Origin of the sequence: Luteimonas sp. YGD11-2 (assembly GCF_004118975.1) — a bacterium.
Lineage (GTDB): Bacteria > Pseudomonadota > Gammaproteobacteria > Xanthomonadales > Xanthomonadaceae > Luteimonas > Luteimonas muca.
The window spans coordinates 254,744-269,984 of the sequence record NZ_CP035376.1 but is presented as its reverse complement, the minus strand read 5'-3'; the positions used below and the strand labels follow the sequence as shown (position 1 = coordinate 269,984).

General features: G+C 69.1%; 12 protein-coding genes. 3 read left to right on the top strand and 9 right to left on the bottom strand.

The window, feature by feature from the left end:
• Positions 1-28 precede the first annotated feature (28 nt).
• Both ERL55_RS01255 and gpmI read right to left on the bottom strand, forming a co-directional pair.
• The gene (locus tag ERL55_RS01255; protein WP_129134808.1) at positions 29-1,255 is read right to left on the bottom strand and encodes a peptidoglycan DD-metalloendopeptidase family protein; all 1,227 of its coding nucleotides are present in this window, start codon (positions 1,253-1,255) and stop codon (positions 29-31) included.
• On the bottom strand, positions 1,255-2,793 hold the full coding sequence (gpmI, locus tag ERL55_RS01250; protein ID WP_241685803.1) for a 2,3-bisphosphoglycerate-independent phosphoglycerate mutase: 1,539 nt from the start codon (positions 2,791-2,793) through the stop codon (positions 1,255-1,257). The genes ERL55_RS01255 and gpmI overlap by 1 nt, the downstream gene beginning before the upstream one ends.
• A 190-nt stretch (positions 2,794-2,983) precedes the next feature.
• Here gpmI and ERL55_RS01245 point away from each other — a divergent pair, with 190 nt between their 5' ends.
• From ERL55_RS01245 to azu, 3 genes are all read left to right on the top strand, one after another.
• Positions 2,984-3,649, top strand: coding sequence for a hypothetical protein (locus ERL55_RS01245; protein WP_129137140.1), 666 nt, complete (start codon positions 2,984-2,986; stop codon positions 3,647-3,649).
• 83 nt (positions 3,650-3,732) lie between these two features.
• Positions 3,733-5,445: a M28 family metallopeptidase gene (locus ERL55_RS01240; RefSeq protein WP_129134807.1), complete on the top strand. Its 1,713-nt coding sequence runs from the start codon at positions 3,733-3,735 to the stop codon at positions 5,443-5,445.
• Positions 5,446-5,718: 273 nt separating this feature from the next.
• Positions 5,719-6,318, top strand: coding sequence for an azurin (gene azu / locus ERL55_RS01235; protein ID WP_129134806.1), 600 nt, complete (start codon positions 5,719-5,721; stop codon positions 6,316-6,318).
• 61 nt (positions 6,319-6,379) lie between these two features.
• On the opposite strand, the gene ERL55_RS01230 is transcribed toward azu, so the two are convergent.
• The 7 genes from ERL55_RS01230 to ERL55_RS01200 all read right to left on the bottom strand — a co-directional run bounded on the left by ERL55_RS01230 (position 6,380) and on the right by ERL55_RS01200 (position 15,204).
• The gene (locus ERL55_RS01230; RefSeq protein ID WP_129134805.1) at positions 6,380-7,411 is read right to left on the bottom strand and encodes an FAD:protein FMN transferase; all 1,032 of its coding nucleotides are present in this window, start codon (positions 7,409-7,411) and stop codon (positions 6,380-6,382) included.
• A 10-nt stretch (positions 7,412-7,421) separates the two neighbouring features.
• Positions 7,422-7,955 (bottom strand): nitrous oxide reductase accessory protein NosL, encoded by a 534-nt coding sequence (locus ERL55_RS01225; RefSeq protein WP_129134804.1) that lies wholly within the window; start codon positions 7,953-7,955, stop codon positions 7,422-7,424.
• Between the two features lie 11 nt (positions 7,956-7,966).
• A complete protein-coding gene (locus tag ERL55_RS01220) occupies positions 7,967-8,791 on the bottom strand; it encodes an ABC transporter permease subunit (RefSeq protein ID WP_129134803.1) in 825 nt (274 codons plus the stop codon).
• Positions 8,788-9,714 carry an ABC transporter ATP-binding protein gene (locus ERL55_RS01215; protein WP_129134802.1) on the bottom strand — a complete coding sequence of 309 codons (927 nt, stop codon included), beginning with the start codon at positions 9,712-9,714 and terminating at the stop codon, positions 8,788-8,790. The genes ERL55_RS01220 and ERL55_RS01215 overlap by 4 nt, the downstream gene beginning before the upstream one ends.
• A complete protein-coding gene (locus ERL55_RS01210; protein WP_129134801.1) occupies positions 9,711-10,925 on the bottom strand; it encodes a nitrous oxide reductase family maturation protein NosD in 1,215 nt (404 codons plus the stop codon). The genes ERL55_RS01215 and ERL55_RS01210 overlap by 4 nt, the downstream gene beginning before the upstream one ends.
• Before the next feature lie 119 nt (positions 10,926-11,044).
• A complete protein-coding gene (gene nosZ / locus ERL55_RS01205; protein WP_241685802.1) occupies positions 11,045-13,018 on the bottom strand; it encodes a TAT-dependent nitrous-oxide reductase in 1,974 nt (657 codons plus the stop codon).
• A 41-nt stretch (positions 13,019-13,059) separates the two neighbouring features.
• Positions 13,060-15,204 carry a NosR/NirI family protein gene (locus ERL55_RS01200; RefSeq protein WP_206733342.1) on the bottom strand — a complete coding sequence of 715 codons (2,145 nt, stop codon included), beginning with the start codon at positions 15,202-15,204 and terminating at the stop codon, positions 13,060-13,062.
• Positions 15,205-15,241 lie beyond the last annotated feature (37 nt).

Sequence of the window (15,241 nt, the reverse complement as noted above, 5' to 3'; positions counted from 1 at the left end):
CGTGCATGACGCCGCCACGGTGGCGCGTTCAGCGCCTCTGCAGCCAGATCGTCGGATCGATCGGCTTGCCGTCGCGGCGCAGCTCGAAGTACAGCGCCGGCTGCCCCTGCCCGCCGGAATTGCCGACGCTGGCGACGGTATCGCCACGCCCGACACGGTCGCCGACCTGGCGCAGCACCGCATCGTTGTGGGCGTACAGGCTCATGTGGCCATTGCCGTGGTCGACGATGACGATATTGCCGTAGCCGGTCATCCATTCGGCGAACACCACCGTGCCCTCGGCCACCGCCTTGACCGGGGTGCCCGCGGCGGCGCCGATCAGCACCCCGGAGCTCGCCCGGCCATCGGGCATGCGTGCACCGAAGCGCGCCAGCAGGGTGCCCGCCACCGGCCAGCCCAGGCCACCGACCTGCACCGGTGCGGTGCGCGCGACCTGTGCCGGCGCGCGGCGCGGCGTCGTGGTCCTGCCCGGCGTCGCGCTGGCTTCGCGTGCGGCCGCCTGCTCGGCGCGACGCCGCTCGGCCGCGGCACGGCGCGCGGCCGCGCGCAGCTGGGTCAGTACCTGCTCGAGTCCACGCGCGTCGCGGCCCAGCGCCTGCTCGCGCTGCCGGCGATCGCCATAGCGCTGTTCGAGCCCGGCCACGGTGTCGGCACGCGCCTTGCGGTCGGCCTCGAGTGCGGCACGTTGCGCACGCTGGGTGGCACGGGTGGCTTCCAGTGCGGCGGTGCGCTCGCCGATCTCGCGCTCCAGGGTGTCGAGGCCCGCGAGTTCGCTGCCGAGCGTGCGGATGCGTTCGCCGCGGTCGCGCTGCAGGTGGCGGTGGTAGGCCAGCAGGCGCCCGGACCCGCCGGCGTTGTCCTGCGACAGCAGCAGCTTCAGCGCGGCATGGTCGCCAACCGTGTACGCGGCGCGCAGCAGCGCGGCGAGTTCCTCGCGCTGCGCGCCGAGCCGCTCGCGCAACGCGTCGCGGCGTTCGCCGAGTGCGGCGAGTTCGACCTGTTCGCGTGCCAGTTGCGCCTCGGTTTCCTGCAGCGCGCGGGCGGCAGCGGCGACGCGCTCGTCGGCGGCGCGCAGGGCGCGGGTGGCCTCGCCGCGCTCGCCTTCCAGCTTGCGGCGCTCGCTGGCGACGGCATCGAGCTCGCGCTTGACCTGCTGCAGCCGCCGTTCGGTCTCGCGCTGGTTCTGTCCGGCCGCAGGCAACGCCAGCAGCAGCGCGGCGCCGAGGACGATCGCGCAGCGCGCGGCCGCTCGCATCAGCCGTGCAGCAGCAGCGAGGTGCCGGTCATCTCGGCCGGAGGCACGACGCCGAGCATGTCGAGCAGGGTCGGCGCCAGATCGCGCAGCGCACCGCCCTCGCGCAGGCGCACGCCGGAGCGGCCGACGTACACCAGCCCCACGGGGCCCACCGTATGCGCGGTGTGCGGCTCACCCGTTTCCGGATCACGCATCATCTCGACGTTGCCGTGGTCGGCGGTCACCAGCAGTTCGCCGCCGCGCGCGGTCACCGCGGCCACCACCTCGCCGACCGCACGGTCGACGGCCTCCACCGCCTTGATCGCCGCCTGCAGGTCGCCGGTGTGGCCGACCATGTCGGGGTTGGCGAAGTTGCAGATGATGGCGTCGAAGCGCTCGGCCTCGATCGCCTCGACCAGGCGCCGGGTCACCTCGGGCGCGCTCATCTCCGGCTGCAGGTCATAGGTGGCGACCTTCGGGCTCGGCACCAGGATGCGTTCCTCGCCGGCGAACGGCACCTCGCGGCCACCGCTCATGAAGAAGGTCACGTGGGCGTACTTCTCGGTCTCGGCGATGCGCAGCTGGGTCAGCCCATGCGCGGCCAGCACTTCACCGAGGGTATTGCGCAGGTCGTCGGGCGCGAACGCCACCGGCGCCGGCAGCGTGGCGTCGTAATTCGTCAGGCAGACATACCGTGCCAGTGCCGGCCGCCGTGCCTGGAAGCCGTCGAAGCCCGGCTGCACGAAGGCGGCACTCAACTGGCGCGCACGGTCGGCGCGGAAGTTCATGAACACCACGGCGTCGCCATCGGCCATCGGCGCGGCGCCGTCGAGCACCACCGGCTGCACGAACTCGTCGTTCTCGTCACGGGCGTAGGCCGCGGCCAGTGCCGACTGCGCATCGGTGGCGGTGAGGCCCTGCGCCTCGACGACCACGTCCCAGGCGCGGCGTACGCGTTCCCAGCGGTTGTCGCGGTCCATCGCGAAGTAGCGGCCGCACAGGCTGTGGATGTGCGCATTGCCCACGCGTGCGCATTCGGCCTGCAGGCGCTCGAGGCTGGGCTGCGCCGAACGCGGTGGCATGTCGCGGCCATCGAGGAAGGCATGCACCGCGACCTGTGCCACGCCGCGGCGCGCGGCAAGGTCCAGCATCGCGTACAGATGGCGCTCGTGCGCATGCACGCCGCCCGGCGACACCAGGCCCATCAGGTGCAGGGTGCCGCCGGACGCGCGCACCGCATCGCATGCAGCAAGCAGTTCGGCGTTGTCGAAGAAGCTGCCGTCCTCGATCGCGGCGTCGATGCGGGTGAGTTCCTGGTACACCACGCGGCCGGCGCCGATGTTCATGTGGCCGACTTCGGAATTGCCCATCTGCCCGTCCGGCAGGCCGACATGGCGGCCTTCGGTATGCACCAGCGTGCGCGGGCCGGCGTCCCACAGCCGCCGCCAGTTGGGGATATCGGCGAGCGCGATGGCGTTGTCGCGGGGATCCTCGCGGTAACCCCAGCCATCGAGGATCAGCAGGACGGCGGGTTTGGCGCGGCGGGAGGCAATGGACACGACGTTCGGCCCTGTGACTTCGGACAGGTGCGATTGTAGCCGCGCCCGCGCATGCTGACGGCGTGGCGGCGCCCCGCGCGCCACCGCGTCCATCCGACGTCGAGGGAACCCACGCATGAACCGCAACCGCTTCCGTACCCGTTCCGCCTTCGCCCTGGCGATCGCCGCCGCGCTGTGCGCGCCCGTGGCCATGGCGCAGGACAACCTCAGCAAGGTCAACGGCGGCATCTCGGTCGAAGCCGACCGCCATGTCGGCGACATCGACACCGTCAACGGCGGCATCCGTATTGGCGACGGCGCGCGCGCCGGCGATGTGGAGACCGTCAACGGCGGGATCCGACTCGGCAGCCGCGTCACCGCCGGTGACCTGGAGACGGTCAACGGTGGCATCACCTTCGGCGACAACGTCGCCATCGACAGCCTGACCACGGTCAACGGCGGGATCCGCGGCGGCCGCGACACCCGTGTCGCCGGCAAGGTGGAAACCGTGAGCGGCAGCATCTTCCTCGACCGCGGCAGCGAGGTCGGCGACGATGTCGAGACCGTCAACGGCGGCATCGGCCTGGTCGCCACCCGCGTCGGCGGTGATGTGGAGACCATCAACGGCGACGTCACCATCGGCGCCGATTCGCACGTGCGTGGCGGCCTGTACGTGCGCAAGCCGTCGTCGTCGTGGTTCCCGATCAACATCAACCAGCGCAAGCCGCGCATCGTCATCGGCCCCGGCGCGGTGGTGGACGGCGAGATGGTGTTCGAACGCGCGGTCACCCTGTACGTGCACGAGAGCGCGCGCACCGGCGCGATCAGCGGTGCCGAAGCGCAGGCCTACAGCGGCGACCGCCCGCCGCGCGACTGACCCGCGGTAGCCCGGGCGCCCGCCGCAGTGGCCGGGGGCGCCGGGTGGCCTAGAATCGGCGGTTCCCGTACCGGAGACACCGCATGCACAGACCCCTCCTGATCGGCACGCTGGCCGCAGCGCTCGCGCTGGCCGGCTGCAACCGCGACGCTGCGTCCCCGGAGGCGAACGGGCAGCCCGCGCCGGCGCAGGGCAGCACCGACGCCGCCGCCCATGCGTTCTCCGCCGACATCACCACGGCCGATTTCGCCGAACTCACCCGCACCCTCGCCTCCGACGAGTTCGAAGGCCGCGCCCCCGGTTCGGCGGGCGGTGAGAAGACCGTCGAGTACATCCGCGCGCAGTACGAGCGCATCGGGCTCGAGCCCGGCGGCGCCGACGGCAGCTGGTACCAGACGGTGCCGATGATCGAGACCACCGCCGATACCACCACCACGCTGCGCATCAATGGCCCCAAGGGCGAGCGCACGCTGGCCTTCGGCGACGAGATGGTGATCGGCACCCGCACCGGCCAGCCGCAGGTGAGCGTGGCCGACAGCGAGCTGGTGTTCGTCGGCTACGGCGTGGACGCACCGGAGCAGAACTGGAACGACTACGCCGGCCTCGACGTCGAAGGCAAGACGGTGGTCATGCTGGTCAACGACCCCGGCTTCCACGCCCAGGACGCGCAGCTGTTCGAAGGCGACCGCATGACCTACTACGGCCGCTGGACGTACAAGTTCGAGGAGGCCGCACGCAAGGGCGCGAGCGCCGCGCTGATCATCCATGACACCCCCGGCGCATCGTACGGCTGGGACGTGGTGAAGAATTCCTGGTCGGGCGCGCAGTTCGACCTGCGTGCCGAGGACGATCCGGACCCGCGCCTGCCGGCGCAGGGCTGGATCAGCGGGGACGTGGCGCGCGAGCTGTTCGAGGCCGCGGGCCTCGACCTCGACGCGCAGATCGCCGCCGCCAACCGCCGGGGCTTCCGCCCGGTGCCGCTGAACGCCACGGTGTCGTTCGACCTCGCCAGCACCATCGCCGAGAAGTCCTCGCGCAACGTGATCGGCGTCCTGCCCGGCAGCGAGCGCCCGGACGAGGCGGTGATCTACATGGGCCACTGGGACCACCTCGGCGCGCACGAGGGCGAGGACGGCGAGAAGGTGATCTACAACGGCGCCGTCGACAACGCCACCGGCATCGCCGGCATCATCGAGATCGCCGAGCGGTTCGCCACCACGCAGCCGGCGCCGAAGCGCTCGGTCGCGTTCCTGGCGGTCACGCTGGAGGAATCCGGCCTGCTCGGCTCGAAGTACTACGTCGCCCACCCGAGCTTCGAGCTGTCGAAGATCGCCGCGGTGATCAATCTCGACGCGATGAGCGTGGCCGGGCCGTCGCGTGACTTCGTGGTCACCGGCATGGGCAACTCGGAGCTGGAGGACCTGCTCAAGGTGGAGGCCGAGCGCCAGGGTCGCGTGCTCGCCGAAGAGGGAAACCCGGCGGGTGGCTTCTACTTCCGCTCCGACCACTTCAACTTCGCCAAGGCCGGCGTGCCGGCGCTGTACGCCAAGGGTGGCGGTGACCTCGTCGACGGCGGCACCGCCGGCGGCGAGGCGGCAGCCAAGGATTACGCCAGCCGCTACCACCAGCCCGGCGACGTGTTCCTCGAGGAGTGGAACCTCGAAGGCGTGGTGCAGGACCTCGAAGCGCTGTACGGCGTCGGCCGCGTGCTGGTCGACGACACCACCCGCTGGCCGAACTGGTACGAGGGCAATCCCTTCAAGGCCAACCGCGACGCGATGATGTCGGCGCAGTAACCGGCTGACACCGCGACACAAAGGACGGCGCCTTCGGGCGCCGTTCCTTTTGGGGCAGGTCACGGGCCCGGCGTAGTGCAGTCCACCTTCACCGGATGAGCTGGTAGCGCGCGCTTCGCCGGCTGGCCGGCGTGTGGACGAGGGCTGCCGGGACCGACTGGATTGACAGACCCCCAATACACGGGGGCGTATCATGCGCGGTGGCGCGCGCCTCCACACTGGCGCGGCTCTGCTTCCCGGCACATGCCCCCCGTCACTTCCCGGAGTTCCCGCATGAACATCAAATTGACCCTCCTGACCGCCGCATGCGCGCTGGCCCTGTCCGCCTGTGGCGACAATTCCGCGCCGCCGGCTTCAACGGCCACGCCGCCGCCCGCCGCGGCCGACACCACCCCGGCGCAGACACCGCCGGCTGCTCCGGCTGAGGCCACCACCCCGGCGACCACAGCTGCCACACCCGCGGCCACCGGCACCGATCCCGTCGTCACAGGCTGCGAGATCGTGATCGAAAGCAACGACGCGATGCAGTTCAACACCCGGTCGATCACCGTTCCGTCTTCCTGCAGCGACTTCACGATCACGATGAACCACGTCGGCAAGATGCCGGTCGCGGCCATGGGCCACAACGTGGTCATCACGACCTCGGGCGACATGCCGGGCGTGGCGGCCGATGGCATGGCAGCGGGTCTCGAGGCGGGCTTCCTGAAGCCCGACGACGAGCGCGTCATCGCGGCAACCGACATGATCGGCGGCGGCGAGACGACCTCGGTCACCTTCTCCGTCAGCGATCTGCAGGCGGGCGAGGCCTACAAGTTCTTCTGCAGCTTCCCCGGCCATTCGGCGCTCATGAACGGCACCCTTTCCGTCGGCTGAGCATCCGCGGGTAAGTCGAAAAAGGCGGGGGCATGTCCCCCGCCTTTTTCATGCCTGGCTGTCAGGCCCCACCGGCCGGTGCACCGTCGGGGCCGGTGACGTGGCCTGCGGCATCCACGAACCAGGTGCGCACGGTCGGGTAGTTCGCGAGCAGCGGCGTGCGCTGCTCCGGCGACAGAACCAGCAGCGTGGTGGAGAGGCCATCGGCGAGCGTGGCCCGCGGGGCCGCCACCGAGACCGCCGCATGGTGGTTGGCGCTGCGGCCGGTGCGGGGATCGAGCAGGTGATGCAGGGCCGGATTCGGCCCGAAGCGCGTGCCGTAGCCGCCGGAACTCGCCAGCGCGGGATACTGGCCTCGCGCGCTGCCCAGCGGCAGTTCGAACAGGGTCCGTCCGGGCTCGGCCGGATCGGCGACGCCGGCGCGCCAGGGTGCGCCGTCGGGGCGATGGCCGAGCGCACGCCCTTCCCCGAGGTCGATCAATACGTTGTCGAAGCCGTTGGCCTGCAGCAGGTCGGCAACCCGGTCGGTGATGAAGCCCTGGGCCAGGCCGTTCAGCGTGATCGCAGCACCGGGACGGCCGAGGCGGATCCGGCCCAGGCCCACTTCGACGTCGGCAAAGCCCACCCGCTGCCGCGCCTGGGCAATCGCCGCGGCCGTGGGGCCCTGCGGGGAGGCACCCGGCCGCGAGAAATGGTCGAAATACAGCCGCAGCAGCGGCTGCACGCTGGGATCGAACGCGCCGCCGCTGGCCTGCGCCAGGGACAGACCGAACGACAGCAGCTGCACCAGTTCGGTCTGCGGATCGTCCAGCCGGCCGGCGGCATTGAGCCGGGACAGGGCCGAATCCGCCCGGTACAGGCTGAAGATCGATTCCAGCCGCTCCACCTCCGCCATGCAGCGCGCGATCATCGCCTGCGCCTGTGCACGGTCCGGGTGGACCAGCGTCATCGAGGCCACCGCGCCCATCGCCACGCCTTTCCAGACGGTGGGCGCCGGCGACGCAGCCGATGCGGCAAATGCAGGCCGGCCCGGCACCGATCCCAGGACTGCAGCGGTGGCGGCGACTGAAAGAAAACGTCGGCGATTCAGCATGACCGGATCCTCAATGGCCCTGGTGCTCCTCCGGCATGGACGATGACAGGTCCACCGGGCCAAGCACGTAGTCGTCTGGAATATCGTCGAGACGGACGATCCGCCCGCCGTGTTTGGCGCGGAATTGTTCCGCCGCAGGCTCGGTGGAGAAGGGCACCGCCTCCGGCGCGCCCATGCCGCCGACCAAGGAGCTCTCCACCACGAACCACGCGTTGCGCGCGTCCACCCAGGTCCCGGCTTCGGGCTGGTTCCATATCCGGGCCCGGCCCATGTCGTTGACGTAGACCGCTGCGATGTCGCTGGCTTCCTCGGGCAGGCGCAGGAAAGCGATGGTGTCACGCACCGACGAGAACCAGATCGGCGCGTCGCGGCTTTCGAGGTGTATCTGCCCCTTGGGGCCGTCGTGGGTGGACAGCAGCATGCCGCAGTAGTGGCCGCTGGCATCGTCCGGAACCTCGACCGCGGCCGGCGGCGGCCCGGTGGGTGCGTTGCGGTCGCAGGCGGTGGCCAGCAGCAGCGCCAGGCCGATCGCGGCCCATTTCATCGGTCCAGTCCTCATATCGGCCTTCTCCTGAATGCAAGTATCGCCAGCGCCAGCGGAGCCATCACCCAGGTCGCCAGCACCGCGAACAGCACGCCTGGCGGAAGCGGGGCCGCGTTGCCCGGGCCGGCCAGGCCACTGTAGACGGCCACGCCATCGTTGGCGGTCATGTTGAAGATCCGGTAGACGTCGGCCGGATTGAGCAGCAGCAGCACGTCCAGCACGCTCTGGGTCACGTGACGGCCCTGGTCCGCCACCAGGATGCCCAGCAGGGCGGTGTCGTAGATCAGCACGAAGAACAGCCACGCCGCCACCGCCAGGCCGGCCGCGGTCGCGCGCTCTCGCACCAGCGTGCTCGCCAGTACGCCCATCGACACGAAGGCCGCACCCAGCATGATCGACGTGAGCACCATCATCGCGAAGGCGCCCCAAGCCAGCGTGCCGGTTTCGTTGCCCATCGCAAGCGTTGCCGCCGCGACGCCATAGCCCAGCAGCGTGGCGATGCCCAGGATGCAGACGTGAGCGAGGGCCTTGCCCACGACCACCTGCCAGCGCGCCACCGGGTAGGACAGCAGCAGCATCAGGGTGCCGCGCTCCTGCTCGCCGACGATGGCATCGAACGACAGCAGCAGCGCAATCAGCGGGATCAGGAAGATCGTGAGGCTGGCCAGGCTGACCACCACCACCGCCAGCGGGTCGGCACTGACCGCACCGGTGGGGGCACTGCCCAGCAGCACCAACGACAGCGACAGCGCGGCCAGCAGCAGCGTGGTCGCGACCACCCAGCGGTTGCGCAGGCCGGCCCGGATCTCCTGCATCGCAAGCTTCAATACGTTCATGCCGCGCCCGCCTGCTGCTCGACCAGGTGCCGGTAGAGGTCCTCGAGGCCGGGCGTCGCGGTGTGGATGTCCTCGACGCCGTCGGTCGCCGCGAGGGTCCGCAGCGCGGCCATTTTTTCCGACGCCGGCACGCTGAGCACCAGCGTGTCATCGGCCTGTGCCTTACACCGGCTTCCTGCCGGAAGTCCGGCAAGCAGCGGCGCCGGGTCAACCCCGCCCTCGCGCATGCGCAGCCGCAGACGCACCTCCGGAACAGCACCTTCGCGCAGCTGGTCGAGGGTGCCGGCCGCCAGCAACTGGCCGCGATTCATGATCGCGACCCGGTCCACCCGGTTCTCGACCTCGGCCAGCGCGTGGGTACAGACCAGCACCGTGGCGCCGCTGCCGCGCAGCATGTCGATGGTGTTGAAGACATCGACGCGGGATGCGGGATCCAGGCCACTGGTGGGCTCGTCGAACAACAGCAGCCGCGGCTCGCCGATCAGGGCCTGGGCGATGCCGAGCCGCTGGCGCATGCCCTTCGAATACGTCGACACCCGCCGGTTGGCGGCATCCGCGATCCCGACCATGGCCAGCAACTCCTGGTTGCGGCGCGGCGAGTGACGCTTGAGCCCGGCATAGAACGTCATCAGCTCGGTGCCGGTCATCGCGCCATGGAAGGCCACGTTCTCGGGCAGGAAGCCGAGCGTGCGCCGGGCGTCGGCGCCGCGTGCGCCGGCCGGGTCGACGCCGGCCACGCGCACCGTGCCTTCGCCCGGCTGCACGAGGCCGAGCAGGAGCTTGATCAGCGTGGTCTTGCCGGCACCGTTGTGGCCCACCAGCGCGGTCGCCTCCCCGGCATTCAGCGCGAGGCTGACGTCGCGGACCGCGACCACGGCGCCGTAGCGACGCGTCACCCCGTTCCATTCGGCGATGACGCTCATGGCGATGCATCCCGCGACATCTGCGGCGGACGCATCAGCGGCGCACTGTCCACCACGCCGCCGGTGGACAACGCGGGGAAGCGCGCCTGCGCCCAGCGCACCATCTGCACCGCCGGGCTGCTCACCAGCACCTTGGCCTGCGGCAGCGTCCACAGGATCTCGTCCATCACGTCGTTGGGCCGATACGGCCGATCGCCGATGCCGTCGCCATCGAGGTCATAGGCGGGGTTGTCGCTCCAGTAATTGCCACGTCCTTCCGACGCCCAGTCGAGGTGGCGGGTGCCCACGTATTTGATCTGCATCCGGTTGGCCACGAAGGCGTTGCCGACGAGCGCGTTGCCTTCGGACCCGGCGGTGAAGTGGACGCCGATCGGGCAACCCTCGAACCAGTTGCTGTCGAACCGGTTGCGGTTGGCGTTGTAGATGAACACGCACTTTTCACCACCATCGCGGACGGTATTGCCGACCACCTGCGACTCGTTGGTGGCGTTGAGCATGAGGCCGTGATCCCGGTCGCCGATGGACACGTTATCGCGGATTTCCAGCCCCTTGGAAAACATGATCGCCCAGCCGACGTGGTTGCCGCGGGACGTGTTGCCGATGATGCGGCTGTCGTGGGTATACATGTAGTGGATCGCGAAGCGCAGGTCGGAGAAGGTGTTGCGCTCGAAGGTGTTCCGGTTGCTGACCCTGACGTAGATACCGTCGCGGCCATGGCTGATGGTGTTGCCGATCACTGCGGCGCCGGGGGCATTCCAGATCGAGACGCCGTTGCCGGCCTCGGCCAGGCGCATGTCCTTGCGCCCGGTGATGACGTTGTCCTGGACGATCGAGTCGCCGGCCCCGTGCAGGTACACGCCGAACAGGTTGCCAACCAGGTGGTTGTCACGGACGTCCGCCCGCAGTGCAGACTCGCGCACCAGGATTGCCGAATCCATCGCCGCCAGGTCGGTGCCCGATCCGCTGATCTCCAGCCCGTGGATGCGCACGTCCGGCGCCGTGACCGTGACCACGCTGCCGGTGCCGGGCCCTGTGATCACCGCGCCGGGCTCGCCGACGAGCGAGAGCGTCCTGTCGATGACGACCGGGCCGGCGTGCCGGCCGGCCGTCAGGCGGATGGTGTCGCCTGGCGCCGCGGCGTCGATCACCGGCTGCAGAAGGGTGCCCGGAGGCACCCCGTGCTCGGCGGCCGACATCCCGTTCGACACCATGAGGCAGACCGTCGCCAAGCCACACACGAGCGCCTGCCGGAACGCCGGGGCGGGATGCCCGCCCCGGCCGAGCAGGCGCCACCGGCGCCGAGGCGCCGGAAGTCCATTACGCGTCACGCTCAGGCCTCGACCAGCATCCGCCCCTTCATTTCCATATGCATGGCGTGGCAGAACCACTGGCAGTAATACCAGTAGACGCCGGGGCGGTCGGCGGTGAAGGTGACCGAGGCGGTCGCCTGCGGGCCGACTTCCATGGCCACGCCGTAGTTGACGATGGTGAAGCCGTGGGTCAGGTCTTCCACGCTGTCGTTGTTGGTCACGTACACGGTCACTTCGTCGCCGCGCTTGACGGTGAAGTCGGTCAGGCTGAAGGCCGGGGCCACCGAGGTCATGTAGACCCGCACCTTGTTGCCGTCGCGAATGACCTGGGAGGCGGACTCGAGCTTGACGCCATCCGCCGCGGCCTGCCTGCGCGCGTCTTCCCACATCGGGTCGTTGCGGTCCCAGACGTTGACCGGGTTGACCTTGGAGCGGTGGATGATCTCGATGTCATGCGGTTCGGCGAACGACGGACCGTCGTGCACCACGACCATTTCGTCGCCGGAGATATCGATCAGCTGGTCATTCTCGGGCTTCAGCGGGCCCACGTTGAGGAACCGGTCCTTGGAGAACTTGTTGAGCGACATCAGCCACTTGCCGTCGGCCTCCTTGCTCTCGCCCATCGAGGTGTGGTTGTGGCCCGGCTGATACTGCACGTCGAGCTTCTGGATGATCGGGTCGACGTCCTCGCCGTTGTACAGCTGCACCGCCTTCGCGATGTTCCACTTGACGATCTGGCTATCGATGAAGAGGGTCGTGTAGGCGTTGCCGCGGCCGTCAAACGCCGTATGCAGCGGGCCCAGGCCGAGTTCCGGCTCGGCGACGACGGTGTCGCGCGGCTGGATCGTTCCGGCAAACAGTTCCGGGAACTTACGTACGTCGAACACGGTGGCGGTCGGCGACAGCTTGCCATTGGCAACGGCGTGGATGCCATCGGGCGCCATGTTCATGCCGTGCGGGCTGTTGGACACCGGGATGTAGCGGGTGAACGCCGAGTTCGCCGTTTTGCGACCGTCCAGGACCGGTACGCCGTTGATGGTTTCGGCCTCGCCGTTGGCGACCGCGGCCTCGATCGCCTTGATGTCGAAGACTACGACGTGGTCCTGCTCGGAGGCGGTCATCTCGCCAAGCGTCATGCCTTCCTCGGAGTTGTAGCTGGTCGAGAAGGCGTACAGACCCTGGTAATCGGCGTCGACGTTGTCCAGGTTGCCGCTGACCATGACCTGCCAGGCGACCTGCATGGTCTCGCCATCGACCGCGCTGAAGATGTAGCGGTACTGCTCGAGGTCATTGAGATTGGTGCCGTCGTTCTGCAGCGGCACGCTGTCTTCGCCGTTGCAGAACAGATAGCCGGTCTTCGGATACTTCTGCAGGCGCATGCCGTGGACCGTGTGCTGGTTCGGCAGCTCGAGGATCTTGTCGCACTTCATGACGTCACAGCGCACGCGTGCCACCCGCGTGTTGGCCTTGTCGTTGATGTACACATAGCGGCCGTCGTGGGCGCCGTCGGTAAACGACATGTGCGGATGGTGCGCGTCGCCGTTGAGGTGGGTGCCGCCGCGGTTCTTCAGGAATTCCCTGGTCTGCGGCGTCAGGCCTTCGGTGAGGACCCTCAGGCTCTCGTTGGTCTGGCCCCAGCCGGTCGCGCTGCAGCGGTTGAAGATCGGGATGCGCATCAGCTCACGCATCGACGGCATCCCGACGATGCGGATCTCCCCGCTCTGGCCGCCCGAGAGAAAGCCGTAGTACTCGTCGAGTTCGCCCGGCGCGATGTGGATCCTGGCCGCGGCATCGGAGGCGGCCGTACCGCCCGCAGCCGAGGCACCGGCCCCCGTGGCGACGCCGTTGCCCGACCGATCGCTGCAGCCGGCCAGCAGGCCCGTGGCCGCAGCACCGGCTGCCAGCGCCATGCTGCCGGTCAGGACCGCCCTTCGGCCGGAGTTCGGCATCGCCGGGTCGGCCGGGTCGATTGATTTGCTCTTGTGATCACTCACGTTCTTTCCTCCATCGGGAAGTAAAAACCAACAGCGGGGATTCACTGGCTGGCATCGGCTGCGGGGGTCTGGTCGCCGGCTGCGGGCAGCACCGCAAGCGGGATCGATTTCGAGGCCGCCGCGCGCCGTTCGCGCTTGAGCCGCCGCTGGATCTGGACCGGGCACTTGGTGTCGCTGTGGTACAGCACCTGGCAGTGCAGGCACGAGATGCACTCGTTCGGGTTGATATGGCCTTCGGGGTGGATCGCTTCGACCGGGCACTCCTTGAAGCAGCGCATGCACGGATTGCCGCACTCGCGGTAGCGCTTGAGCCAGTCGAACATCCGCAGGCGCCCCGGGATCGCAAGCGCCGCCCCGAGGGGGCACAGGTAGCGGCAGAAGAAGCGCTCGACGAAGAGCCCGATGACGATCAGGGCCACGGCAAACAGCACGAACCACCAGTCGCGCATGAAGCGAAGGATGATGGCCGTCTTGAACGGCTCGACCTCGGCCAGCACCTCCGCATAGGCCAGGGACCCCAGCGAAACGCCGAACAGGACGAGGAAGATGATGTACTTGATCGGCCACATGCGCTGGTGGACGCCCCACGGGATCTTCAGCTGCGGCACCTTCAGCGCCTTGGCCAACCGGTTGGTCAGTTCCTGCAGTGCACCGAACGGGCACAGCCAGCCGCAGAAGGCCCCGCGCCCCCAGAAGATCAGCGCCACCGCCACCGAACACCACAGGATGAAGATCAGCGGATCGACCAGGAACGACGACCAGTTGAAGCCGTCGCGCAGCGAGGTGGTGAATGTCAGGACGTTGACCACCGACAGCTGCGCCTGGGCCACCCAGCCCAGCCAGAACAGGGTGACCACGAGGTAGGCCAGGCGGATCCGGTCGAACAGCAGCTCCCGCTTCACCAGGGCATCCTGGAAGAAGAAAATCAGCGTCAGCGCGATCAGCATCACCCCGAGCACGGCGATGGAAACGGTCTTGCTCTGCCACATCCGCTTCCACAGGGGATCGGTGTCGTCCGCGAGGAACGCGTGGGACCCCATGCCGGCGGCCAGCCCGGCTGCGGGCGGCATGCCGGCAGTGGCGGAGCCCGCACCCGGTGCGGAACCGCCCGTGGTGTATTGCGCCGGGATCGAATAGGGCAGGTCGAACGACACGAAAGCCTTGCTCAACGCACCGGTGGCCCGCTGCACGAGCAGCTGCAGGCGCCAGGGCTGCGCCGGATCGAACTCGCTGCCGTCCGGAATGACGAAGATCCCGATTTCCTTCAGCGCCGGCGCGTCCCCTGCCGCGAGCACACCCACGCGCCGATGGAACTGGTCACGGAAGCGGATCGTCTCGGCACCCTGGATCAGCTCGATGCGGTCGAAGATGCCGCCGCGCACATACCCGGATCCCTTGAACGAATAGATGCCGGAGCCGCCGACGAGGATGGCCTGTTGGCCGGGCGCCAGCATCCCCAGCATGCTGGCGTACTCGCTTTCGCCCAGCAGGCTGCGCCCGATCGCCGGCTGCGACACCAGCGCCACGTAAAGATCAATGAACGGGTCGTCAGGAGCGCCGCTCTGCGGACGCTGCGCGGCCACCGGATCGCCGGCTTCGACGAAACTCTCGTTGACCTGCCCGACGGTCAGGTGCAGGTGCGAGACCGCACCCTGGTCGAGCAGCTCCTGCCAGCCGGTGATCGAGCCGGCCTCCGGATCCAGGGCGCGCGCCTGCGGCGCCACGCTCGCAGCCGCCGCCGGCTGGCTACCATCGAGGCCAAGCAGCCGGGCCACCCGTGCTGCCGATCGGGTGACGCTTTCCCCCATCACCAGCACGGTCACGGTGGCGCCGCTGACCAGGTTCACGCGCGGTGGCCCGGCTCCCGTGGCGGCCGCCTGCAGCGGGTTGTAGCCGACGAAAGGCGCCAGGTAATCGATGACGCGCTGTTCCGGGATGCCGATCAGCACGATCGGTTCGCTGTGCGCGACCATGCGGATGCCGGTGATGGTGCCGGCCGTGTCGAGCCCGACCAGGATATGGATCGGCTTGCTGGAGTATCCGTCCGCGTTGACGTACTGCGTGTTCAGGTAGGCATAGCCCACAACCTGGTCGCCCCGGAACACCTGCGCGACCGGCGGCGTCAGCTGCGTGGGCCCGAAGCGGTCGGCACCGGGTACGAGGTCGCCGGGCGCGACCCGGCTCACGAAGGTATCGAACGTCGCCGGAGACTGCGCACCGGCC